Origin of the sequence: Mesorhizobium sp. M0626 (genome assembly GCF_040320665.1) — a bacterium.
Taxonomy (GTDB): Bacteria; Pseudomonadota; Alphaproteobacteria; order Rhizobiales; family Rhizobiaceae; genus Mesorhizobium.
The window spans coordinates 259,160-281,751 of record NZ_JAMYQD010000008.1; the positions used below are offsets into that span (position 1 = coordinate 259,160).

Below are 22,592 nucleotides of genomic sequence, written 5' to 3' on the forward strand. Positions count from 1 at the left end.
CGCTGCGCACGAAGTGCTCACCGACCCTCCCCACGAGGGGGAGGGTAAAGTGCCGCGCAACAGCCTACCCTTTGCCAATTTTTGCCGCCTTGCCCTTGTCGACCCACCACAGCGCTTCGACCGGGAAGTCGAAATCGGGTTTCCGCTCGGGAAAACCGAACATGTCCCAATAGGCGCTTCGATGATTCGCCAGGAACCAACTTGGAATCCAATCCCGCCGTGCACGCAAGACCCGGTCGAGCGCGCGCATGGCAATTGTCAGGCCTTCGCGATCCTTGGCGGCGCCCGCGGCGTCAACCAGGGCGTCGATGGCCGGGCTCGACGTTCCCGGCAGATTGCGAGAGCCCGATACGGTAGCTGCTCGCGAATGGAAAATGGTTTCGAGGTCGTCACGGGTTGGCGTCGCCGGAAACGAGGCCGCGACCGAGACGAGGTCGTAGTCGAACGAATTCTGCCGCAGCTGATATTGCGCGGCATCCACCAGCCGGATCGAGGCATCGATGCCGACCGCCTTCATGTTTTCGACCCAGGGCGAGTAGACCTGCTCGAAGACTTCGTCGTCGACAAGAAACTCTGCGGACAACCGACCACCCTTGTCGTTCACGACGAAATTGCCGGACCGTTTCCAGCCGGCCTCGGCCAGAAGCTTGGCCGCCTTGCCAAGCAACTGCCGGTCGCGGCCGGAGCCGTTCGACGCGTCCTGGACCACGGCTTCGCCAAAAGCCTCGGCGGGAATCTGCTCACGCAGCGGCTCAAGAAGAGCCAATTCTTGTGGCGACGGTCTGCCCTCGGCGCGAAATTCGGATTTCTCGAAGCAGGATTGCGAGCGCTCATAGGAACCGTAGAAGAAATTGCGCCGCGTCCATTCGAAGTCGAAGCACAGCCCGATCGCCTGCCGCACGCGCGAGTCGCGAAACTGCTCGCGCCGCTGGTTGACGGCGGTGCCCTGCATCGAAGGCACCGTTTCGGCCGGGAATTCGTGCTTCACCACCTTGCCAGCAGTGAAGGCTGGGAAGTCGTAGCCGGTCGCCCAGACGCGCGAGGTGAATTCCTCCCTGTAGAGGATTTCTCCCTTCTTGAACGCTTCGAAGGCAACGCTACGGTCCTGATAGAACTCAACGCGGATCCGCTGAAAATTGTTCTGGCCGCGATTGACCGGCAGGTCGTTGCCCCAATAATCAGCCACACGCTCATATTCGATCCAGGCCCCTGCCGACCAGCGACCGACCTTGTAGGCGGCTGACCCCAACGGCGGGTTCATCTGCGAGGAATCGAACGGGTTGGTCGTGTAGAACGCCTTCGACAGGACCGGGAACTCGACGACGTTGAGGATGGTGCGGCTTGTCTGCTTGCCGGAAAACCTAAGCTGCAGCGTGTGGGCATCCACGGCAATCGCGTCATCCAGATGCGTTAGCGGCAGGGAATAGTACGGGTGCCCCTTGTCCTTGAGCAGCTTGAAGGTGAAGGCGGCATCCTCTGCCGTCAATGGCGTCCTGTCATGGAAGCGGGCCTGCGGGCGCAGCGAGAAGGTGAAGTCGTTGCGGTCGTCGGAAATCGTCACGCCGTCAGCGATCAGCCCGTAAAGGGCGTCAGGTTCGTCGTACGCTCTCACCATCAGTGAATCGAAGCACATCTCCGTGCGCTGGGGCGAATCGCCTTTGGGAACGAACGAATTCAGCGTGTTGAAGGTCAGCGGCGTCTGGTTGGCAAGCCAGTTGCGCGGCAGGAAGTTGAAGACGCCACCTTGCGGCGCATCGACATTGACATAGTCGAAATGAGTGAAGTCCGGCTTGTATTTGAGGTCGCCGAAAGCCGACAGTCCATGCAGTTTCACGCCGGTTGGGCTGGCGGCGAAAGCCTTGCCCGGCAGCAGCGCAGCAACGGCCGCGGCGCCACTGAGGGCCAGGAAATCGCGGCGAGGGAGCCCCGCCATCAATTGCTGCCCTTGTACTTGGCGGCCAGGGCCTTTTCCTTGTCCGCATCGATCCACCAGGAATCGATATCGGCGCCACGGTAGCCGGGCTGCTTTTCCGGGATGCCGAACTTGTTCCAGTAAGCCAGCCACACAACGGCGCGATAGTATTGCGGCACCACATAGTAATTCCACAGCAGCACGCGGTCGAGCGCATGGGTGGTGGCGACGAGGTCATCGCGATCCGTGGCAAAAATGATGCGGTCGACAAGGGCGTCAACGACCGGGTTCTTGATGCCGGAATAATTGCGCGATGCCGGTGTGTCGGCGGCCTTGGAGCTCCAGAAATCGCGCTGCTCGTTGCCGGGCGATTCCGACTGTTGGAGCTGTCCTGTGATGACGTCGTAATCGAAGTTTCTGACGCGGTTGGTGTACTGGCTCGGGTCGACGATGCGCAGTGTTGCATCGACGCCGATCTTGCGCAGATTGGCGATCCAGGGGCTGGAAATGACCTGGTCGGTTTCATTCGAGCCTAGGATTTCAAACTTGAATGGCTCGCCGGTCTTGGCGTTGACCATCTTGCCGCCCTTGATCACCCAGCCGGCCTGGGCGAACAGGTCGACCGCCTGCTTCAGATATTTGCGCTCCGCCTGCGGCGAATCGTAGACCGGCAACTTGAATTCCTGGGTGAATACTTCCGGCGGCAGCTTGTCGCGGTACTTCTCCAGGATCTCCAATTCCTTGCCTTGCGGCAAGCCGCTGGAGGCTAGGTCCGTGCCCTGGAAATAGCTGTGGGTGCGAGTGTTGAAACCGAAGAACAGCGTGCGGTTCATCGATTCGAAATCGAACGGGTAGGTGAGCGCGGCCCTGACCAGACGATCGGCAAACAACCTATGTCTCTGGTTGAGCATGAAAGCCTGCATCGGCTCGGGCGAGGTGGTCTTGAACTCCTGCTTGATCACATCGCCGGCCTTGATCGCCGCGAAATCATAAAATGTCGCCCAGCGCTTCGAGCTGTTTTCCGGCTTGATATCGTCGAGGCCACCTTTCTTGAACGCCTCCCAGGAGGCGTTGTCGTCAAGAATGTAGGTGAAGTGCTGCGTGTCGAAATTCTCCCGGCCGATCTTCACAGCCAGCTTGGCGCCCCAATAGTCGGGGACGCGCTGCCAGACGATTTCCGACCCCGCCTTGAAGCTGGCGATCTTGTATGCAGCCGAGCCCAGCGGCGGCTCCAGCGTCCCCTTGGTGATGTCGCGCTTCTTGCCATTGTCGTCGGTGCCTTCCCACCAATGCTTGGGCAGCACGACAAGGTCGCCGAGGATCTTGGGCAGTTCGCGATTGCCCTTCTGGTCGAAGTGGAACTCGACCTCACGGTCCGAGACAGCGACGGCGTCGGTGACGTTTTCGAAATAGCGGCTGTACATCGGGCTGTTGGCCTTCAGCACCTGGAACGACCAGATCACGTCGTCAGTGGTGATCGGCTGTCCGTCATGCCATTTCGCCCGTGGGTCGAGCCGGTAGGTGGCCGAGGAATAGTCGGTAGGGTACTTGTAGGCATCGGCGATGAGCGGGTGGCTGACGCTGCCTTCGTCAGTCGCTTGATCCATGAGCGTGTCGTAGAGCAGGCCGCCGCCAAATGGCTGCAGGCCGGCCGCCGGCGAGCCCTGCACGACGTAGGGATTGAAGCTGTCGAACGTGCCGGAAACGACCGAATTGTAGGTACCGCCCTTCGGTGCATCCGGATTCACATAATCGTAGCGCTGGAAGTTCTCGCCATATTTGGAGGGGCCGATCAGCGAAGAGGTGGTGTGCCATTCCTGGGGGAAGGATGCCTGCAGGCCGCCTGCGAGGGCGCCCACAACCAGAAAGGACCTCAGAAGCGTTCGGCCAACCGTCATGCGTTCTCCTCGTCGCGATGCCCGGCAATCCTAAATGATTTGACGCCGGTGAAAACCGCCATGCGGCGGCTTTGTCGCCGCATATGCGATTTTCCTAACAAAAAGCCGGGCTGAACCCGGCTTTTTTGAGGTCATGGAGATGACAATTCGGTTATTTGGCGGGCGCCGGTGCCGGCGTCGCAGGGGCTGGAGCTGCACCTTCAGCCGGCTTGGCCGGAGCGGCACCCTCGGCCGGCTTGGCCGGCGCCGTTGCATCGGCGGCGGCACCTGGCGTCGGCAGCGGCTTCGGGCTATCCGACAGCGTGCGCAGATAGGCAATGACGTTGGCGCGGTCCTCGTCCTTCGGCAGGCCGGCAAAGCCCATCGCCGTGCCCTTCACGAATTTCTTCGGCGAGGTGATGAAGTGGTTGAGATTGTCATAGGTCCACTTCTCGGCGCCGCCCTTGGAAAACTCCTTCATGCCGGCCGAATAGGCAAAGCCCTCATGCTCGGCGACGGGGCGGTCGACGATGTCCCAGAGATCCGGGCCGACCTTGTTGGGGCCGCCTTTTTCGCCGGAATGGCAGGCCTGGCATTTCTTAAAGACGGCCGCACCTTGCTCGACATTGGCGGTGGCCAAAAGGTCGGCGATCGGCTTCGCCTCTGCTGCGGGTCCGGCGGCGCCGCCTTCGGCAGGCTCCGTCGCCTCGATGGCAAAGCCGGGTTTTTCCGGCGCCGGCGAGGCAAACAGGGCGTCGGACACCAAACCGACCGAGAAGACGACGAAACAGGTTCCAAGCAACCCGGCGAGCAGTTTGTTGACTTCGTTGGAATCCATACGCCCCAGGGCTCCCTTTTCCGGCGGACCTCTCCGTCCACTCCGTCCGTCGGTATCGTGACCCACCCCGTCGAGCCGGTCAAATCGGGCGGAAACTAGGTCTTTTGCTTGGGCGTTGCAACACCTATAAGGGCGCTTCCAGTGAGACCTTTTGCCACTTTCCCCATCCTCTTTCGAACGCCTTGCAACCTCGATGTCCACGCTCATCCTGATCCCGGCCCGCATGGCCTCGACGCGCCTGCCGGGCAAGCCGCTGGCCGACATAGCCGGCGCGCCGATGATCGTCCATGTCGCCCGCCGCGCCGCTGAGGCTGGGCTTGGCCGGGTAGTGGTGGCAACCGACACGCGCAACGTGGCCGAAGCGGTGCGCGCGCACGGTTTCGAGGCGGTGATGACGCGCACCGACCACGAATCCGGTTCCGACCGTATCTTCGAGGCGCTGACCGCCCTCGACCCCGATCGCAAGGTCGAAACCATCGTCAATGTGCAGGGCGACCTGCCGACCATCGATCCCAAGATCATCGGTGCGGCGCTGAAACCGTTCGAGGACGCTGCGGTCGACATCGCCACGCTCGGCGTCGAGATCGTCCGCGACGAGGAAAAGGCCAACCCCAACGTCGTCAAGATCGTCGGTTCGCCGTTGTCGGCGACGCGGCTGAAGGCGCTCTATTTCACCCGCGCCACCGCGCCCTGGGGCGAGGGGCCGCTCTATCACCATGTCGGCCTCTACGCCTATCGGCGCTCAGCCCTCGAACGCTTCGTCGCGCTAAAACCTTCGCCGCTCGAACGGCGCGAGCGGCTGGAGCAGTTGCGGGCGGTGGAGGCCGGTATGCGCATCGATGCCGAGATCGTGCAATCGCTGCCGCTGGGCGTCGACACGCCGGAAGACCTCGAACGCGCCCGACAAATTCTTTCCTGAGACCTTCAACCTGAGATATCGGCATGCCTGACAAGACCAACAGAATAGCCTTCCAAGGCGAACCGGGCGCCAATTCCGACACCGCCAGCCGCAACATGTTCCCTTCGATGGAGCCGTTGCCGTGCCCCACCTTCGAGGATGCCTTCAACGCGGTCGAGACCAACAAGGCCGACCTCGCCATGATCCCGATCGAAAACACCATCGCCGGCCGCGTCGCCGACATTCATCATCTCTTGCCGGAATCGAAACTCCACATCGTCGGCGAGTATTTTCTGCCGATCCACTTCCAGCTGATGGTGCTGCCAGGCGTCAAACGCGAAGAGATCAAGACCGTGCACAGCCATATCCATGCGCTGGGACAGTGCCGCAAATACATCCGCAAGAACGGTTGGAAGCCGGTGATCGCCGGCGACACGGCGGGCTCTGCGAAGCTGGTCTCGGAGCTCAAGGACCGCACCATGGCCTCGCTCGCCCCGGCGCTAGCCGCAGAACTCTACGGCCTCGACATCATCGAGAAGAACGTCGAGGACACGGATTCGAATGTCACCCGCTTTGTCGTGCTGACCAAGGACAAGCGATTGGCCGAACGGCCCTCGGCCGACACCAAGATGATGACGACCTTCATGTTCCGTGTCCGCAACGTGCCGGCTGCGCTCTACAAGGCAATGGGCGGTTTCGCCACCAACGGCGTCAACATGACGAAGCTGGAGAGCTATCAGTTGGGCGCCTTCACCGCGACGCTGTTCTACGCCGATATCGAGGGCCATCCCGACGATCCACTGGTCAAGCTGGCGCTGGACGAACTGCGCTTCTTCTCGCGCGAAGTGCGCATTTTGGGTGTCTATCCCGCCAGCGAGTCGCGCGAGCAGTGGAAGGTCGCGGACTAAGGTTCCCTAAACCAGCAGGGTCAGCGGCACATAGTCGATTTCCATGAAGGTTTCGACTTCCGGGATCCAGCGGTCGCGCACGAAGGCAACGTGGTCGGGATGCTCGTTATATCTGGTGTAGGCGGCCTGATCGACGAACTCCATCGAGAAGCCGAAGTGATAGTCGTTTTTCGGGCTGACTTGCCGCAGCGGCTCGAAATGGGTGACGCCCTTGATTGCGCTGAGAATGCGCTTGGCATCGGAGAGGAACCGCTTTTCCTCCAGCGAGTACTGCGGGTGCTTCAGGGTGAAAACCACGGTGTGACGGATCATTTTTTGCTCCCGTTAAGCAATTCCAGGAAAAGTGTGAAGCGGTTTTCCGTCCGGAATTGCGTAAAATAACAAGTCTTATTCGCTGTCGACCCAGGCGCGGATCAGATGATGCGCGATCGCGCCTTTCGGCGGCGTGACCAGATTGTCCTTGTGCGTCCTCTCCAGCATGGAACGCACCTCGTCGCGAAAAAACCAGCGGCAATCTTCCAACTCGTTGAGATCGGCCTGGATGTCGTCATTGAGCGGTTCGCCGAAACAGCCGATCATCAGCGAATAGGGGAACGGCCAGGGTTGGCTGGCATGGTAGACGACGCGGCCGAGCCGGATGCCGGCTTCCTCCAGCGTTTCGCGGCGCACCGCCGCCTCGATCGTCTCGCCCGGCTCGATGAAGCCGGCAAGCGCCGAGTACATGCCGGGCCCGAAATGCCGGCCGCGGCCGAGCAGGCATTTTTCCCGCGTCGCCGTCAGCATAATCGCCACCGGATCGGTGCGTGGAAAGTGCTCGGTGCCGCAATTTGGGCAATGGCGCTTGTAGCCGCCGGCCCGCATATGCGATTCATGGCCGCATTTGCTGCAGAAGCGATGGGTGGCATGCCAGGCAAGCAGGGCGGCGCCTTGCGCCAGCGCGCCCGCTGCCGCCTCGTCGATCAGCCCCTGCATATAGACCGAGCGATAATCGATCGCCTTCATGGTCTCCGGTAGCTGTTCGGGATCGAGGCCGACCGGCACGGCAAGGACCGGGCCGCTCTCGGCAAAGCCAAGCAGCACGCCTTGTGCGAGTGATGGCTGCAGCTTCTGGCTCTCAGCCAGATCGAACCAAGGGTCGAAGCTGCCATCGTGCAATTTCAGATACAGCCGTCCGCCATGCATCGGCAGAAGACGTGCCGAGGGATCGGCCAACGCCCTTTCGACGGAATCGTCGGCGCGGTTCTCGGATTGCCGATCAATCGTGTTTCCGGCGAAGCCGACGAACTGGCTCGGTTCGCGCAAGGGCGCGTCAAAAAGGCGAAAGGTCATGGAAGCTCGAACGTCTAGGGATGGACACAGGCGGCTTATAGCGCCGCCTTGATCTGTTGCGCAAATTGGCGGATGCCTGAACGCTCATAGGGCTCGCGCATGCCGTGCCCCCACACCGGCCCCGGCCAGCCCGGATCGCCTTCCGAGCGGGCGATGACGTGGACATGCAATTGCCGAACGATGTTGCCGAGCGCGCCGGTGTTGATCTTGGTGCAGCCCGTGGTTCTTTTCAGCGCCTGCGCCACCATGTTGGTTTCGAAGGTCAACATCGCCTGGTCGAGCGGCGTCATGTCGTGGATTTCTTCGGCCCCCGGCCGCTGCGGCACCAGGACCAGCCATGGCCAGCGGCTATCGTTCATCACCCTGAGCTCGCACAGGCCGAGCCACATCAGCTGCTCGCTATCCGCCTCCAGCCTGGAGTCGAGCGTGAATCCGGCCTTGAGGCCCGGTAGCATTGGCGTTTCCCTTGCGCTTCTCGCATTATTCCCAAACTCATGACGCTAGAGCGGCTGCACGGGGGCTGCAAGCGATTCATTGAGCGGCGGAGTTCAAGGGCATCCGATTCTCAATGCACCCTTGCATTTGATCGCTGAATTGCCGATATGGAACGCGGGAGGTTGGTGGTGGACGATCCACTCGCCAACCGGGTCAGGTCCGGAAGGAAGCAGCCCTAACGAGCCCGGAACGGGTCATTGTTCCAGCCTCCCACCTCATCGGCCCCTCTCGCGACATTGACGACGCATTGCAGCGCGGGCGAGACTATTGGAGCAATTCCAGGGAAAGTGTGAGCGGTTTCCCGTCCGGAATTGCGTTAAAGCAAAGGGTAGAGCGGTTTGCCGTTTCAGAAAACGGTGAAACGATCTAGCAGGAATCGGCTACGCTGAGACGCGGCCTTTTGGAGCTTTACGGGCGAATGAGCGAAGCCGGAAATTCGGACCCCGAAAACCTGGAGAAGCAAAAGGCCGTCGCCTATCGCGTGCTGGCGCGCAAATATCGTCCGTCGAATTTCTCGGAACTGATCGGCCAGGAGCCGATGGTCCGCACTTTGACCAACGCTTTCTCCACAGGCCGCATCGCCCAGGCCTGGATGCTGACCGGCGTGCGCGGCGTCGGTAAGACCACGACGGCGCGCATCCTGGCGCGGGCGCTCAACTACAAGACGCCGACGGTCGACCATCCCTCGGTCGACCTCGCCCTCCTGGGCGAGCACTGCCAGGCGATCATGGAAGGCCGCCATGTCGACGTCATCGAGATGGACGCCGCGTCGCATACCGGCATCGACGACATCAGGGACATTATCGAGCGCGTGCGCTATGCCCCGGTGTCGGCGCGCTACAAAGTCTACATCATCGACGAAGTGCACATGCTCTCCACCCAGGCCTTCAACGGCCTGTTGAAGACGCTGGAAGAGCCGCCGCCGCACGTCAAATTCATCTTTGCCACCACCGAAATCCGCAAAGTGCCGATCACCGTGCTGTCGCGCTGCCAGCGTTTCGACCTGAGACGCATCGATGCCGGCGCGCTGGTCGCGCATCTCGCCTCCATTGCCGGCAAGGAAGGCATTTCGGTAGACGACGACGCGCTGGCGATGATCGCGCGCGCCGCCGAAGGCTCGGCCCGCGATTCGCTCTCCATCCTCGACCAGGCAATCGCCCATGGCGGCGGCGCCGTCAGCGCCGAAGCGGTGCGCGCCATGCTGGGTCTCGCCGACCGCGCCCGCATCGTCGACCTGTTCGAACATGTCATGAAAGGCGATGTGGCGGCCGCCCTTGCCGAATTCCGCAACCAGTACGACACCGGCGCCGATCCGGCTGCCGTGCTGACCGATCTGGCCGAATTCAACCACCTCGTCACCCGGCTGCGCTTCGTGCCGACGGCTGCCGACGACGCTTCCCTGTCCGAGGATGAGCGCCGCCGCGGCGCCGACTTCGCCAGCACGCTGTCGGTCAAGGTTCTGTCGCGAACCTGGCAGATGCTCTTGAAAGGCATTCCCGAGGTGCAGTCGTCCAACCGACCGGTCAGCGCCGGCGAGATGGTGCTGATCCGGCTGGCGCATGCCGCCGACCTGCCGACGCTGGACGAGGCGCTGAAATCTCTAGAGAGCGGCGCTCCGGCGTCCGGTGGTGCGTCACGCCCGAATGGTGCGCCGGTAAATGCCGGCAATGGCGGCGGCGCCAGCGCGGTAGCGCAGACCCGGATGCCGTCCGGGCCAGCCGGTGCGCAAACCATGCGATTGGTCGACGCGCCCCCGGTCGCCTTTGTCGCGCCTCCGCAGCCGGTCGTCGAGCCGCAATCGCCGCCGCTGAAATCGCTGGCCGATATTGTCGCTCTTGCCGACGCGCAGCGTGACATCGCCTTTAAGGTGCTGGTCAAGAGCTGTATTCGCCTGGTGCGCATCGAGCCCGGCCGTATCGACGTCGGCCTGACCGCCGATGCGCCCAAGATGCTGCTCAACGACTTGACGACGAAGCTGCGCGCCTGGACCGGCCGCAACTGGCTGGTGTCATTGTCGAAGGAAGAGGGCGGCCAAACGCTGGCCGAGATGGAATCGACCAGGCGCGAGACTGCTTTCTCCGACGCGAAAAGCGATCCGGCTGTGGCCGCCATCCTGGCGCGCTTTCCCGGCGCCAAGATCATCGACGTGCGCATTCCCGACGCGCCGGAAGTCGACACCGACAAGGCCGAAGCGCCGGTCGAGCCGCCGTCCGACGACGACGAAACCTGACCATAGCCACGAATCCGCAAAGGACCCGACCATGAAAGATCTTCTCGGCCTGATGGGCAAGGCGAAGGAAATGCAGGCCAAGTTCCAGGCCATGCAGGACGAGATCGCGACGATTGAAGCAAGCGGGCAGGCGGGCGGCGGGCTGGTCAATGTCACGCTGACCGGCAAGTTCGAAATGAAGTCGCTGAAGATCGATCCGTCGCTGTTCAAGGAGGACGAGGTCGAGATTCTCGAAGACCTGCTGCTGGCCGCTCACAATGACGCCAAAAATAAGGTCGAGCAGATTATGCAGGAGAAGACCAAGGCGCTGACGGCAGGCTTGCCGATCCCGCCCGGAATGAAATTGCCGTTCTGAGCCGGCTCCAACCAGTTAATTGATTATGAAGGGAAATCGGCTGCGGAGGCTGTTGTTAAGACTTTCTCCGGCTTTGCTCACGCGGACATATCCGGGCATTTATAAAGTTTTACCTATGCTGCACGAAAGCTAATCCTTTAGCCATCTTTTTGCCTTTAAGAGTCTCATTCTTGCCACATCTCGGGGCGGGGTGGCATCTGGACAATGAGGCATTTTTGTTGATCGCGACGCGATGGAAGACGCCGCTTCTGCTCGGCATCATCTTCTCCCCTATGTTCCTGGCCGGTTGCAGCCAGACCACGTCTTCGCACGGCCTGTCGGTCGCCAGTCTGACCGACGCCATCACGCCCAGCTTCCTTTCGACGCGCGCCTACCGCAACACGCCGAAGGAGAAGGAATGTCTGGAGCGGGCGATGTTCTTCGAGTCCAACCGCTCGAGCCGTGACGGCATGATCGCCGTCGGCACGGTGGTGATGAACCGGCTGCGCTCCGGCAATCATGGCAGCACCATTTGCCAAGTGGTTGGCGAACCGGGCCAGTTCGCGCCCGGCGTGATGACGCGGGCGATGAATTCGAAAGCGATGCCCGATGTCGAGGAGGCCGCCGATGCGGTGCTCAAGGGCGAGCGCAAGGCCAAGCTGAAAAACACGATGTACTTCCACACCGCCGGCCTGAGGTTCCCCTACAAGAACATGCATTACACCATGGTTGCCGGCGGCAACGCCTTCTACGAGAAGCGCGGTCGCAACTGGCAGCCGCTGCCGGATGAATCCACGACCATGGTTGCCTCGGCGCAGCCGCGCGCGCCTGTGCCTGAAGCGCCGGTGCAGGTTGCCTACGCCGAGCCGGTGGTGAAGACCATTGTCCGTCCAGATCCTGCCAAGCAGGCCGCGGCGGTTCGCGCAGCCAAGGCGACACGTGCCCCGGCCGAGCAGACCTATGTGACGGCTTCCGCGGCGCCCGCCAAGAGCGCCCGCGTCGCCGCCAAGCAGACGGAGGTGGCGATGCAGGAGCCGATGGCCGAGCCCGATGCCTCGCGTTTCGGCGGCACGCTGAACGCCCGCCACATCACCTCGGTTCCATCGGCAACGCAGGAAGCGTCGATGGGCTTCCAGTCGACGCCTGAGAATACCGACGCTATCGGCGCGATGATTATCGACCAGACCCGGCCAGCGTCAGCTTACTGACGCCAAAAACAGTTTCCAAGCCCGCCATGGCAGCATGGCGGGCTCGGTGCGTATGCGGCATGTTTCAAAGCGCGCGGAAAAATCCTAGATCAGTGCGATGTCGAAGCGAATCGCCGGTCCCGAGATCGAACGCCTGATCCAGCTCCTGGCCAAGGTGCCGGGGCTAGGGCCGCGTTCGGCCAGGCGTGCGGCACTGCACCTCATCAAGAAGAAGGAGCAGCTTTTGTCGCCGCTCGCCGCCGCCATGGCTGAAGCCGCCGACAAGGTGCGCATCTGCACGACCTGCGGCAACGTCGATACCTCCGACCCTTGCATGATCTGCACCGATCCGCGCCGCGATGCCTCGACGCTGATCGTCGTCGAGGATGTCTCCGACCTCTGGGCGCTGGAGCGGGCGGCGGCCATGAATGTGCGCTACCACGTGCTCGGCGGCACGCTATCGCCGCTCGACGGCATCGGCCCCGACCAGCTCAATGTCCGCTCGCTGGTCGACCGCGTCGCCGGCGGCGAGGTGAAGGAGGTGATCCTCGCCGTCAACGCCACGGTCGAGGGCCAGACGACGGCGCATTATCTCACCGACCAGCTCTCGGGTTTCGAGATCAAGGTCACCAGACTTGCGCATGGCGTGCCGGTCGGCGGCGAACTCGACTATCTGGATGAGGGGACGCTGGCGGCGGCCTTGCGCTCGCGGACGGCGTTTTGACGCAATTGGCGGGCAGGATGTGCGACATGAAAGCTTCGCATTCTTCGAGGTTTGCGCCAAACACCCCCCTCTGTCCTGCCGGACATCTCCCCCTCAAGGGGGGAGATCAGCAGCTTCTCGGGCGGCATTCTTCTTTCAACGCTGGTGGTTGGCGAAAACCGAAGCGACAGCCAATCTCCCCCCTTGAGGGGGAGATGTCCGGCAGGACAGAGGGGGGCGCGACAGAACGCGGATCTTTTGGATTGGCGCTCGTTGCGCTTCTCGCATCCCTCGTTGCCCTGCTTTTTGTAGCCCCCGCCTCCGCCGCCAAAATCGACGACCAGTTCCGCGCCTGGCTGAAAACCGATCTCTGGCCGGAAGCCCAGACCAAAGGCATCTCCAAATCCACCTTCGACGCCGCTTTCGACGGCGTGAAGCCGAACCTCAAATTGCCCGACCTCGTCCTGCCCGGCGAGAAACCCAAAACTCCGCAAAAACAGCATCAGGCCGAGTTCGGTTCGCCCGGCGCCTATTTCGCCGAAAAGACGGTGCGCGCCGTCACGTCAGGTGGGCGCACGCGCGAGGCGGCCAACGCCAAGACGCTGGCTGCGATCGAAAAGCGCTACGGTGTCCCGGGCGAGATACTGTTGGCGATCTGGGGCCGCGAGACCGGCTTCGGCGCGGCGAAAATGCCCTACGACGCCTTCGAGGTTCTCGGCACCAAGGCGTTCATGTCGACCAAGAAGGACTTCTTCCGCACCGAGGTACTGGCGGCGCTCGAGATCGTCGAGCATGGGTTGGCGCCGGTCGGCGCCATGAAATCGTCCTGGGCCGGCGCGCTCGGCCAGCCGCAATTCATGCCGACCTCGTTCCTGAAGCACGCCGTCGACTACGACGGTGATGGGCACCCGGACATCTGGAATTCGACGCCGGACGTGCTGGCCTCGATCGCCAACTATCTCGTCCACTATGGCTGGGTGAAGGGGCGTGGCTGGGGTTTCGAGGTGACGGTTCCGGAAAGCGTTTCCTGCTCGCTCGAAGGTCCCGACCAGGGCAAGAAGATCTCAGCCTGGGCGGCGATGGGAATCAGCCGCGTCGGCGGCAAAGCCTTTCCGGCCAACGAACCGAAGGCGGAAGGGTTCCTTTTGATGCCGGCCGGACGCAGCGGTCCGGCCTTCATCGCCACGACAAATTTCTACGTGCTGAAGCAATACAACACCAGCGACCTCTACGCCCTGTTCATCGGCCATGGCGCTGACCGCATCGCCCATGGCGATGCTGATTTCGTCGGCAGCTGGGGTGCGGTCGGCGGCCTGCATCGTTCCGACATCGCCGCGCTGCAACGGGCGCTGGAGGCCAAGGGCTACGATGTCGGCAGCGCCGACGGCCTGCCCGGCTTCAAGACCCGCCGCTCGATCGGCAGCTGGCAGGAAAAGAACGGCCGCCCCGCCACCTGCTTCCCCGACGCCGATCTGGTTGCTGCCATCAAGTAACACCGAAAAGAGCAGATTTTTCCCCATCGGCGGCTGCAATTGGCTCGCCCATGCTTCGACGCGCACAGCATATTCCGGTCCAGTATGCCGGCTCGCAAAAATGCCCGTTGCCGGTTGGAGGGCTGCCGGATAGGGTGTTGACCAACTGGAAAAAAATCAACACGGTATGGGGTCTAACGGTCGTCCTCCGGCCGCGAAAAAGATTACTGCAGCCCTGAGCCGGGAACTCGGGGTCAACAATCAACAAAACAGGGAACAATCATCATGATGATGGAAAAGTTTGCTCTACGTTCGCGCGTCTGGCTCGCAGGTGCTGCCATGTCCGCTCTGCTCATTGGCGTCGCGCCGGCCTTTGCCGTGACCCCCGCCGACACGCTGGTCGAAGGTTTTGCCATCGACGACATCATCTCCATGGATCCGGGCGAGGCGTTCGAACTGTCGACCGCCGAAGTCACCGGCAACACCTATGATCTGCTGGTCCGCCTCGACCTCAGCGACACCTCCAAGGTCAAGGGCGACCTTGCCGAGAGCTGGACCGTCTCCGACGACGGCCTGGTCTATACGTTCAAGCTCAAGCCCGGCCTAAAGTTCGCTTCGGGCAATCCACTGACGGCCGCCGATGTCGCCTATTCCTTCGAGCGCGCCATCAAGCTGGATAAGCCGCCGGCATTCATCATCAACCAGTTCGGCATCAGCGGCGACAATGTTGCCGACAAGGCCAAGGCCGTCGACGATACCACCTTCCAGTTCACCGTCGACAAGGCCTATGCGCCGAGCTTCGTGTTAAACTGCCTGTCGGCAACGGTCGCTTCGGTCGTCGACGCAAAGCTGGTCAAGGAACATGTCGCCGCGGTGACGCCGAGTGCCGACTACAAATGGGACAACGATTTCGGCAACGCCTTCCTGAAGACCGGTTATGCCGGCTCCGGCGCCTACAAGCTGCGCGAATGGCGGGCCAATGAGGTCGTCGTGCTGGAGCGCAACGACAATTACAATGGCGAGAAGGCCAAGCTCGCCCGCGTCATCTACCGCAACATGAAGGAAAGCTCGGCACAGCGCCTGGCGCTCGAAGCAGGCGACATCGACGTTGCCCGCAACCTCGAGCCGAACGATCTCGACGCCATCGCCAAGAATGCCGATCTCACCACGACCAGCGCGCCGAAGGGCACGGTCTTTTACATCAGTCTCAACCAGAAGAATCCGAACCTCGCCAAGCCCGAGGTTCGCCAGGCGTTCAAATATCTGGTCGACTACGATGCGCTGAGCACGACCATCCTCAAGGGCATTGGCGAGATTCACCAGACCTTCCTGCCCAAGGGCGTGCTGGGCGAACTGGACGAAAATCCGTTCAAGTTCGACGTCGCCAAAGCCAAGGAACTGCTGACCAAGGCCGGCCTGGCCGACGGCTTCAGCGTAACCATGGACGTACGCACGGGACAGCCGACAACGGGCATGGCGGAATCGATCCAGCAGACGCTTGGCCAAGCCGGCATCAAGCTGGAAATTATCCCGGGCGACGGCAAGCAGACGCTGACCAAATACCGCGCCCGCAATCATGACATCTATATCGGCCAGTGGGGCCAGGACTATTTCGATCCGAACTCCAACGCCCAGACCTTTGCCTCAAACCCGGACAATTCGGATGAAGGCAAGACCAAGACGCTGGCCTGGCGCAATGCCTGGGACATCCCGGACCTGACAAAGCAGACCGAAGCAGCCTTGCTGGAGAAGGATGCCGGCAAGCGCGCCGATATGTACAAGAGTCTTGAAAAGACGATCCTCGACACCAGCCCCTTCGTCATCATCCACCAGCAATTGGAAGTGGCAGGCCTGCGCAAAAACCTGAAAGGCTTTGCGCTCGGTCCGAGCTTCGACACCAACTTCGTCGGCCCGGTCTCCAAGGAATAGCGCCGGCGGACGCGCCCTGATGAGCGCGATTGAAAACCAGGCGACGGCGGGGCAGGGAAGCGCCCGCGCCGTCGCTATCTTGTTGGCGATCGGCCGCTTCCTGGTCATCGCCGTCACCACCTATCTCGGCCTGCTCGCGGTGACCTTTTTCATCGGCCGCGTCATCCCGATCGATCCGGTGCTGGCGGTGCTCGGCGACCGCGCACCGGCCAATGTCGTCGAGCGCACCCGCCGCGAGATGGGGCTCGATCTTCCGTTGATCGAGCAATTCTATATCTATCTCAAGCATGCGCTGAACGGTGATTTCGGCACCTCTGTGCTGACCACCAATCCTGTGATGACCGACATCCGCCGTGCCTTTCCGGCAACGATCGAACTGGCGACTTTGGGCACTCTGATAGGCTCGTTGATCGGCGTGCCGCTCGGCGTGCTGGCAGCGGTAAAACGCGGCAGTCTCATCGACCAGATCGTTCGCATTGTCGGCCTGATTGGCTATTCCGTGCCTATCTTCTGGATCGGGCTTTTGGGGCTTGTCCTGTTCTACGCCAAGCTCCAATGGGTGGCTTTTCCTGGCCGCCTCGACATCGTCTACGAGTACACATTCACACCGATCACCGGCTTCTACCTGCTCGACGCCGCGCTGCAGGGCCAGTGGGATGTCTTCTACGACGCTTACCGCCACATCATCCTGCCGGCAGGGCTGCTGGGCTATTTCTCGCTCGCCTATATCAGCCGAATGACGCGCTCCTTCATGCTGAATGAGCTGTCGCAGGAATACATCGTCGCCGCGCGCGCCAAGGGCCTGTCTGAAACGCGAATCATCTGGGGCCATGCGCTGCGCAACGCCGCGGTGCCGATGGTCACGGTGATCGCGCTGTCCTATGCCGGGCTGCTCGAAGGTTCGGTGCTGACCGAGACGGTGTTCTCCTGGCCCGGCATCGGCCTCTACATCACCAATTCGCTGCAGAACGCCGACATGAACGCCGTGCTCGGCGGCACCATCGTCATCGGTTCGGTGTTCATCGGCATCAATCTCCTGTCCGACGTTCTCTACAAGGTGCTCGATCCGAGGACGAAGACAGGATGAGCGCCGAAGCAATCCAAACGCGCCGCGATTGGCTGCTCAGCGATCGGCCGGCCTCGCGCATGCAGGCACGGCTCGGCCGCGCCTACGTCGCTTGGCGGCGCTTTTCCGCCAACCGGCTGGCGTTTCTCGGCCTGCTCATCATCATCGCGCTGCTGCTGGTCGCAGCCTTTGCCGATGTGCTGGCGCCCTATTTGCCGACCATCGGCGATCTCAAGAATGCCCGGCTTTTGGCGCCGAGTGCGGCGCATTGGTTCGGCACCGACGATCTCGGCCGCGATATCTATTCGCGCATTCTTTTTGGCTCACGCTGGACCCTCTATGTCGTCATTCTTGTCGCTGTCATCGCAGCCCCCATCGGCCTTTTGGTCGGCACCGTCGCCGGCTATGCCGGCGGCTGGACCGATGCCATTCTGATGCGCATTACCGACATCTTCCTCGCCTTCCCCAAGCTGATCCTGGCACTGGCCTTTGTCGCCGCCCTTGGCCCCGGGATCGAAAACGCGGTGTTGGCCATCGCCATCACCTCGTGGCCGCCTTACGCGCGAATTGCGCGGGCCGAGACGATGACCGTGCGCAATTCCGATTACATCAAGGCGGTGCAATTGATGGGCGCCTCGCCGTTCCGCATCGTGCTGCGCCACATCATGCCGCTCTGCATCTCTTCGCTGATCATCCGGGTGACGCTCGATATGGCCGGCATCATCCTCACCGCCGCCGGCCTCGGTTTCCTTGGCCTCGGCGCGCAGCCGCCGCTGCCGGAATGGGGCACCATGATCGCGTCCGGCCGTCGCTTCGTGCTCGACCAATGGTGGGTGGCCGGCGCGCCCGGCTTCGCCATCCTGATCGTCAGTCTCGGCTTCAACCTGCTGGGCGACGGCCTGCGCGATGCGCTCGATCCCCGGAGTGGCGACCAATGAGTGGTGACCAATGAGCGGTGCACTTCTCGATGTCGACGACCTGCGCGTCACCTTCCCGACTCGGACCGGCCTCATCCAGGCGGTGCGCGGCGTCACCTTCTCGCTCGGCCGAGAGCGGCTGGGCATTGTCGGCGAAAGCGGCTCCGGCAAGTCGCAGACCGGCCGCGCCATCATGGGGCTGACGCCGCCGCAGGCTCTGGTTTCGGCCAAGAAGCTCGCCTTGGACGGCATCGATCTTTTGGACATACCCGCCCGCCAGCGCCGGGCGCTGCGCGGCAAACGCATCGCCATGATCCTGCAGGATCCGAAATATTCGCTCGACCCGGTGATGAGCATCGGCCGCCAGATCGTCGAGACGCTGCGCACGCATGAAAAGGTCTCCAAGGCCGAAGCGCGCGAGCGGGCGCTGGCCATGCTGGAAGCTGTGCAGATCCGCGATCCCTCGCGTGTCTTCGACCTGCATCCGCACGAGGTGTCCGGCGGGATGGGCCAGCGCGCCATGATCGCAATGATGCTGATCGCCGGACCGGAACTGATGATCGCCGACGAGCCGACCTCGGCGCTCGACGTCACCGTTCAGCTCGATGTGCTCGGCATCCTCGACCGCTTGGTCAGTGAGCGCGGCATGGGTCTGATCTTCATCTCGCACGATCTGCGGCTGGTCGCCTCCTTCTGCGACCGCGTCATCGTCATGTATGCCGGCAAGGTGGTCGAGCAGCTCAAGGCGTCGGAGCTGCGCGACGCCCAGCATCCCTACACGCGCGGCCTGCTCAACTGCATGCCCAGGATCGGTTACGAACGCCACCCGCTGCCGGTGCTCGACCGCAAGCCGGAGTGGGCGGCATGACGCCAGCCATTTCGATTGAAGGGCTGGAGGTGGTGTTCGACCGTTTTCGCGCGCTGAAAGGGGCGAACCTCGAGGTGAAGTCCGGCGAATCCTTCGGCCTGGTCGGCGAGAGCGGTTCCGGCAAGTCGACGCTGCTCAAAGCCATTGCCGGCCTGGTGCCTGTCGCATCCGGTACTATCACGGTCAATGGCAAGACGCTGGGAGCGCGCCGCGACAAGGCTTTTTATCGCGAAGTGCAGATGGTCTTCCAGGACCCCTATGGTTCGCTGCACCCGCGTCAGACCGTCGACCGCCTGCTACAGGAGCCGCTCGCCATTCACGGCTTTGCCGATGGCGAGCAACGCATCCAGCGCGCCCTCGACGAGGTCGGATTAGGCAACGGTTTCCGTTTCCGCTACGCGCACCAGCTCTCCGGCGGTCAGCGTCAGCGCGTGGCGATCGCGCGGGCGCTCATCCTCGAACCGTCGATCCTGCTGCTCGACGAACCAACCTCGGCGCTCGACGCTTCGGTGCAGGCGGAAGTGCTCAACCTGCTGGAAGAGGTTCGCCGTCGGCGCAAGCTGACCTTCCTGATGGTCAGCCACGACCTCGCCATCATCACCCATATGTGCGAGCGCCTGATGGTGATGCAGAATGGCGAAGCGGTGGAGAACCTGACGGCGGGCCAGCTGATCGGGCACCGCGTGGAGAAGGATTACACACGCAATTTGCTTAGGGCGAGCGAGGGGTTTGTTCGGACGGCGTGAACTAGTTTCTTCCGCAGAATAATCGCTTGGGGAATTCCATGGAAGAATGGAAGTTTGCAGATCCGCCCAATGTCGCGGTGCTATCGGACAAGAGCATATTCAAACGGGGCGACTGGATCGCATACGTTGTGCATGAAGCTGACGATGACGAGAACTACAACGATGAAGGGGGCAGTTGGCAATTCTATAGCAGCGACTCTCGAGATTGGGATGAACGCGAGATAATGCTCGTTGGCCTGCAAGAGGTGGTGCAGCAGGATGAAAGCATCCTGGCATTGGCCGACTTGCCAAAAGGCTGGCATGCTTGGCGGACGTCAAAATCATCGCCATGGCAGCGAGCGAAATCGCGCCCCGAACCCTCTAACGATAACGAATGATCCGGCAAAGCCTTAAGCGGGGTCTTGCGCCAGTTCGCCGTTCTCCGGAACAGATGGTTCGTCCCCCTGCTTAGGCTCCTTGATCCTGAACCACGTCACATAAAGCGCCGGCAGGAACAGCAGCGTGATCGCCGTGCCGGCGATGATGCCGCCCATCATGGCGTAGGCCATCGGGCCCCAGAACACTTCGCGCGCGATCGGGATCAGCGCTAGGCTGGCGGCCGCGGCCGTCAGCGCGATCGGCCGCATGCGGTGCTCGGTCGCTTCGATCACGGCTTCCCAGCGGTCTTGGCCCTCGGCCACCAGATCCTCGATCTGCACGATCAGGATCACCTGAGTTGCGGATCAGGATGCCGATCAGCGCCAGGACGCCCAGAATGGCGACGAAGCCGAGCGGTGCGCCGCTCGGCACCAGGGCCGCGACCACGCCGATCAGGCCGAGCGGCGCCACCGCCACGACCAGGAACAGGCGCTGAAAACTTTGCAACTGGATCATCAGGATGGTCGCCATCACGAACAGCATCAGCGGCACCACCGCTGCGATCGGTCCCTGGCTTTTGGCGCTTTCCTCGACCGAGCCGGCGGTTGCAACGGAATAGCCGGGCGGCAGTTTGGCGATGAAGGCGTCGACCGACGGCTTCAATTCGTTGACGACGGTGGCCGGCAGCACGTCGCCAACGAGGCCTGCGCGAACGGTGATCATCGGGATGCGGTTGCGCCGCCACACCGTCGGCTGTTCGAGGTCGTAGCGGAAGTTCGCCACCGCGGCGAGCGGGATCGCTTCGCCGTTCCCGGTGACGGGTGAGCTGTCACGGACTGCCCCGTACGTGTATCGGTCGGCTGGTTAAGACCGGTCTGTCGAAGTGGCCCGCATCGACGACAGGCCCAATCGCCCGGCGGCGGTGCCAACTTGAGGAAAACGTGAAATAAGGTCAGAAGAGGCCTTGGCATTCATCTAACGAGAACGGGCGTCGGCCCGATGAGGGACGAAATGAAGAACGCAGCCATTTCCGAGCGCAAGAACCAGTCGATCTCGCGCGGCGTCGGCATGACGACGCAGATCTATGCCGACCGCGCCGAGAATTCGGAGATCTGGGATGTAGAAGGCCGCCGATACATCGATTTCTCCTCCGGTATCGCCGTCGTCAACACCGGCCACCGCCATCCCAGGGTGATCGAGGCGGTCAAGGCACAGCTCGACCGCTTCACCCATACCTGCCACCAGGTCGTGCCCTATGAGAGCTATGTCAGGCTGGCCGAACGGCTGAACGGCATGCTGCCCGGCAAGTTCGAGAAGAAGACCATCTTCGTCACTACGGGTGCTGAAGCGGTCGAGAACGCCATCAAGATCGCCCGCAACGCCACTGGCCGCCAAGCCGTCATCGCCTTTGCCGGCGGCTTCCACGGCCGCACCTTCATGGGCATGGCGCTGACCGGCAAGGTCGTGCCCTACAAGGTCGGCTTCGGCGCCATGCCGGGCGACGTCTACCACGCGCCGTTTCCGGTGCCGCTGCACGGCGTGTCTACAGCCGATTCGCTGGTCGCACTCGACAAACTGTTCAAGGCCGATGTCGATCCGGCTCGCGTTGCCGCCATCATCATCGAGCCGGTCCAGGGCGAGGGCGGCTTCTACGACGCGCCGCGCGAATTCCTGACGGCGCTGCGCAAGCTCTGCGACCAGCACGGCATGCTGCTGATCGCCGATGAGGTGCAGACCGGCTTTGCCCGCACCGGCAAGATGTTCGCCATGGATCATCATGAGGTCGCGGCCGACATTACCACCATGGCGAAAAGCCTGGCCGGCGGCTTCCCGCTGGCGGCGGTCACCGGCCGCGCCGAGATCATGGATGCGCCCGGTCCTGGCGGGCTCGGCGGCACCTATGGCGGCAGCCCGATCGGTGTCGCCGCAGCACACGCCGTGCTCGACGTAATCGAGGACGAAAAGCTGTGCGACCGCGCCAATACGCTGGGCGCCCGGCTGAAACAGCGGCTGCAGTCGATCCGCGACGATGTGCCCGAGATTGTCGACATCAGGGGTCTCGGCTTCATGAACGCGGTCGAGTTCAACGACGTCAAGAAGGGCCTGCCGTCGGCCGAGATCGCCAATGCGATCCGGCTGAAGGCGCTCGACAAGGGGCTGATCCTGCTGACCTGCGGCGTCTACGGCAACGTCATCCGTTTCCTGGCTCCGATCACCATCCAGGACAATGTCATGAACGAGGCGCTCGACATTCTGGAAAGCTCGATCCGCGAAGTCTGCGCTGTCTAGCGCAAACCCTACCTCCCCCTGGTGGGCATAGGCGCTAAGATAGCTTTGGCATGGACTGAAACTTGCGCTTTCGTGGTGGTTCGCGCCAGCGATATCGCAAGGCATGGAGATTTTGGCGCAGGGCCGCCAAGGAAGGTTGAGTAAAGATGGTCGCGATCAGAGAGGCGACGATCTGGCGGGTGGCGCGCCACAGCAGCGGGCGCCCGTCGCTCAAGGGGGAGAGACACCCAACTCCTG

Annotated in this window: 21 protein-coding genes, 1 other RNA gene and 1 pseudogene; 15 read left to right on the forward strand and 8 right to left on the reverse strand. The window is 62.3% G+C overall.

Going from position 1 to position 22,592, the window contains the following annotated elements:
* Positions 1-64: 64 nt before the first annotated feature.
* The 3 genes from NKI37_RS12490 to NKI37_RS12500 form a co-directional block, all read right to left on the reverse strand.
* Positions 65-1,933, reverse strand: a complete 1,869-nt coding sequence (locus NKI37_RS12490; RefSeq protein WP_352788929.1) for an extracellular solute-binding protein — start codon at positions 1,931-1,933, stop codon at positions 65-67.
* Positions 1,933-3,810, reverse strand: coding sequence for an extracellular solute-binding protein (locus tag NKI37_RS12495; protein WP_023682035.1), 1,878 nt, complete (start codon positions 3,808-3,810; stop codon positions 1,933-1,935). The genes NKI37_RS12490 and NKI37_RS12495 overlap by 1 nt, the downstream gene beginning before the upstream one ends.
* A gap of 151 nt (positions 3,811-3,961) precedes the next feature.
* Positions 3,962-4,627, reverse strand: coding sequence for a c-type cytochrome (locus NKI37_RS12500; RefSeq protein WP_023669512.1), 666 nt, complete (start codon positions 4,625-4,627; stop codon positions 3,962-3,964).
* A 193-nt stretch (positions 4,628-4,820) separates the two neighbouring features.
* Between NKI37_RS12500 and NKI37_RS12505 the strand changes: the two genes are divergently transcribed.
* Both NKI37_RS12505 and NKI37_RS12510 read left to right on the forward strand, forming a co-directional pair.
* Positions 4,821-5,546 (forward strand): 3-deoxy-manno-octulosonate cytidylyltransferase, encoded by a 726-nt coding sequence (locus NKI37_RS12505; protein ID WP_023669513.1) that lies wholly within the window; start codon positions 4,821-4,823, stop codon positions 5,544-5,546.
* Positions 5,547-5,569: 23 nt separating this feature from the next.
* Positions 5,570-6,433 carry a prephenate dehydratase gene (locus tag NKI37_RS12510; RefSeq protein WP_023682034.1) on the forward strand — a complete coding sequence of 288 codons (864 nt, stop codon included), beginning with the start codon at positions 5,570-5,572 and terminating at the stop codon, positions 6,431-6,433.
* A gap of 6 nt (positions 6,434-6,439) precedes the next feature.
* Here the strand turns inward: NKI37_RS12510 and NKI37_RS12515 are convergent, their stop codons facing one another.
* From NKI37_RS12515 to NKI37_RS12525, 3 genes are all read right to left on the reverse strand, one after another.
* Complete coding sequence (locus NKI37_RS12515) at positions 6,440-6,745, reverse strand: Dabb family protein (protein WP_023669515.1); 306 nt, start codon at positions 6,743-6,745, stop codon at positions 6,440-6,442.
* Positions 6,746-6,820: 75 nt separating this feature from the next.
* Positions 6,821-7,762 carry an NAD(+) diphosphatase gene (nudC, locus tag NKI37_RS12520; RefSeq protein ID WP_023682033.1) on the reverse strand — a complete coding sequence of 314 codons (942 nt, stop codon included), beginning with the start codon at positions 7,760-7,762 and terminating at the stop codon, positions 6,821-6,823.
* Positions 7,763-7,797: 35 nt separating this feature from the next.
* Positions 7,798-8,217, reverse strand: coding sequence for an HIT domain-containing protein (locus tag NKI37_RS12525; RefSeq protein ID WP_023682032.1), 420 nt, complete (start codon positions 8,215-8,217; stop codon positions 7,798-7,800).
* Between the two features lie 157 nt (positions 8,218-8,374).
* Here NKI37_RS12525 and ffs point away from each other — a divergent pair.
* The 12 genes from ffs (at position 8,375) to NKI37_RS12585 (ending at position 20,086) form a co-directional block, all read left to right on the forward strand.
* An RNA gene (gene ffs / locus NKI37_RS12530) (signal recognition particle sRNA small type) lies at positions 8,375-8,471 on the forward strand.
* Between the two features lie 204 nt (positions 8,472-8,675).
* Positions 8,676-10,487 carry a DNA polymerase III subunit gamma/tau gene (locus tag NKI37_RS12535; protein ID WP_023708186.1) on the forward strand — a complete coding sequence of 604 codons (1,812 nt, stop codon included), beginning with the start codon at positions 8,676-8,678 and terminating at the stop codon, positions 10,485-10,487.
* A gap of 31 nt (positions 10,488-10,518) precedes the next feature.
* Positions 10,519-10,842: a YbaB/EbfC family nucleoid-associated protein gene (locus tag NKI37_RS12540; protein WP_023669519.1), complete on the forward strand. Its 324-nt coding sequence runs from the start codon at positions 10,519-10,521 to the stop codon at positions 10,840-10,842.
* A 218-nt stretch (positions 10,843-11,060) separates the two neighbouring features.
* Entirely contained in the window at positions 11,061-12,029 is a 969-nt protein-coding gene (locus NKI37_RS12545) for a cell wall hydrolase (protein ID WP_023696746.1), read from the forward strand.
* A 97-nt stretch (positions 12,030-12,126) separates the two neighbouring features.
* Positions 12,127-12,732 carry a recombination mediator RecR gene (recR, locus tag NKI37_RS12550; protein WP_023696745.1) on the forward strand — a complete coding sequence of 202 codons (606 nt, stop codon included), beginning with the start codon at positions 12,127-12,129 and terminating at the stop codon, positions 12,730-12,732.
* A gap of 194 nt (positions 12,733-12,926) precedes the next feature.
* Positions 12,927-14,204, forward strand: coding sequence for a lytic murein transglycosylase (locus tag NKI37_RS12555; RefSeq protein ID WP_023696744.1), 1,278 nt, complete (start codon positions 12,927-12,929; stop codon positions 14,202-14,204).
* A gap of 264 nt (positions 14,205-14,468) precedes the next feature.
* Entirely contained in the window at positions 14,469-16,112 is a 1,644-nt protein-coding gene (locus NKI37_RS12560) for an ABC transporter substrate-binding protein (RefSeq protein ID WP_023682026.1), read from the forward strand.
* A gap of 19 nt (positions 16,113-16,131) precedes the next feature.
* A complete protein-coding gene (locus tag NKI37_RS12565) occupies positions 16,132-17,199 on the forward strand; it encodes an ABC transporter permease (RefSeq protein ID WP_023669524.1) in 1,068 nt (355 codons plus the stop codon).
* Positions 17,196-18,116, forward strand: coding sequence for an ABC transporter permease (locus tag NKI37_RS12570; protein WP_023669525.1), 921 nt, complete (start codon positions 17,196-17,198; stop codon positions 18,114-18,116). The genes NKI37_RS12565 and NKI37_RS12570 overlap by 4 nt, the downstream gene beginning before the upstream one ends.
* A gap of 10 nt (positions 18,117-18,126) precedes the next feature.
* Positions 18,127-18,963, forward strand: coding sequence for an ABC transporter ATP-binding protein (locus tag NKI37_RS12575; RefSeq protein WP_023669526.1), 837 nt, complete (start codon positions 18,127-18,129; stop codon positions 18,961-18,963).
* A complete protein-coding gene (locus NKI37_RS12580; protein WP_023669527.1) occupies positions 18,960-19,709 on the forward strand; it encodes an ABC transporter ATP-binding protein in 750 nt (249 codons plus the stop codon). Before NKI37_RS12575 ends, NKI37_RS12580 begins: the two co-directional genes overlap by 4 nt.
* Before the next feature lie 38 nt (positions 19,710-19,747).
* Entirely contained in the window at positions 19,748-20,086 is a 339-nt protein-coding gene (locus tag NKI37_RS12585) for a DUF2185 domain-containing protein (RefSeq protein WP_023696743.1), read from the forward strand.
* Positions 20,087-20,098: 12 nt separating this feature from the next.
* Here NKI37_RS12585 and NKI37_RS12590 read toward each other — a convergent pair.
* Positions 20,099-20,882: pseudogene (locus tag NKI37_RS12590) on the reverse strand (efflux RND transporter permease subunit); the annotation flags it as partial.
* Positions 20,883-21,077: 195 nt separating this feature from the next.
* Here NKI37_RS12590 and NKI37_RS12595 point away from each other — a divergent pair.
* A complete protein-coding gene (locus NKI37_RS12595; protein WP_352788923.1) occupies positions 21,078-22,355 on the forward strand; it encodes a 4-aminobutyrate--2-oxoglutarate transaminase in 1,278 nt (425 codons plus the stop codon).
* A gap of 34 nt (positions 22,356-22,389) precedes the next feature.
* Here NKI37_RS12595 and NKI37_RS12600 read toward each other — a convergent pair.
* Positions 22,390-22,592 (reverse strand): hypothetical protein (locus tag NKI37_RS12600; RefSeq protein ID WP_352794453.1); only part of this gene is annotated, 203 nt, incomplete at its 5' end.

Bases quoted from the DNA above. Each gene is read 5' to 3' on its own strand.
- NKI37_RS12515 (WP_023669515.1), bottom strand. From the start codon at position 6,745: ATGATCCGTCACACCGTGGTTTTCACCCTGAAGCACCCGCAGTACTCG.
- NKI37_RS12560 (WP_023682026.1), top strand. From the start codon at position 14,469: ATGATGATGGAAAAGTTTGCTCTACGTTCGCGCGTCTGGCTCGCAGGT.
- NKI37_RS12565 (WP_023669524.1), top strand. From the start codon at position 16,132: ATGAGCGCGATTGAAAACCAGGCGACGGCGGGGCAGGGAAGCGCCCGC.
- NKI37_RS12595 (WP_352788923.1), top strand. From the start codon at position 21,078: ATGAAGAACGCAGCCATTTCCGAGCGCAAGAACCAGTCGATCTCGCGC.
- NKI37_RS12535 (WP_023708186.1), top strand. From the start codon at position 8,676: ATGAGCGAAGCCGGAAATTCGGACCCCGAAAACCTGGAGAAGCAAAAG.
- NKI37_RS12510 (WP_023682034.1), top strand. From the start codon at position 5,570: ATGCCTGACAAGACCAACAGAATAGCCTTCCAAGGCGAACCGGGCGCC.
- nudC (WP_023682033.1), bottom strand. From the start codon at position 7,762: ATGACCTTTCGCCTTTTTGACGCGCCCTTGCGCGAACCGAGCCAGTTC.
- NKI37_RS12490 (WP_352788929.1), bottom strand. From the start codon at position 1,933: ATGGCGGGGCTCCCTCGCCGCGATTTCCTGGCCCTCAGTGGCGCCGCG.
- NKI37_RS12555 (WP_023696744.1), top strand. From the start codon at position 12,927: ATGTCCGGCAGGACAGAGGGGGGCGCGACAGAACGCGGATCTTTTGGA.
- NKI37_RS12585 (WP_023696743.1), top strand. From the start codon at position 19,748: ATGGAAGAATGGAAGTTTGCAGATCCGCCCAATGTCGCGGTGCTATCG.
- NKI37_RS12575 (WP_023669526.1), top strand. From the start codon at position 18,127: ATGAGCGGTGCACTTCTCGATGTCGACGACCTGCGCGTCACCTTCCCG.
- NKI37_RS12580 (WP_023669527.1), top strand. From the start codon at position 18,960: ATGACGCCAGCCATTTCGATTGAAGGGCTGGAGGTGGTGTTCGACCGT.
- NKI37_RS12500 (WP_023669512.1), bottom strand. From the start codon at position 4,627: ATGGATTCCAACGAAGTCAACAAACTGCTCGCCGGGTTGCTTGGAACC.
- NKI37_RS12505 (WP_023669513.1), top strand. From the start codon at position 4,821: ATGTCCACGCTCATCCTGATCCCGGCCCGCATGGCCTCGACGCGCCTG.
- recR (WP_023696745.1), top strand. From the start codon at position 12,127: ATGTCGAAGCGAATCGCCGGTCCCGAGATCGAACGCCTGATCCAGCTC.
- NKI37_RS12570 (WP_023669525.1), top strand. From the start codon at position 17,196: ATGAGCGCCGAAGCAATCCAAACGCGCCGCGATTGGCTGCTCAGCGAT.
- NKI37_RS12540 (WP_023669519.1), top strand. From the start codon at position 10,519: ATGAAAGATCTTCTCGGCCTGATGGGCAAGGCGAAGGAAATGCAGGCC.
- NKI37_RS12525 (WP_023682032.1), bottom strand. From the start codon at position 8,217: ATGCTACCGGGCCTCAAGGCCGGATTCACGCTCGACTCCAGGCTGGAG.
- NKI37_RS12495 (WP_023682035.1), bottom strand. From the start codon at position 3,810: ATGACGGTTGGCCGAACGCTTCTGAGGTCCTTTCTGGTTGTGGGCGCC.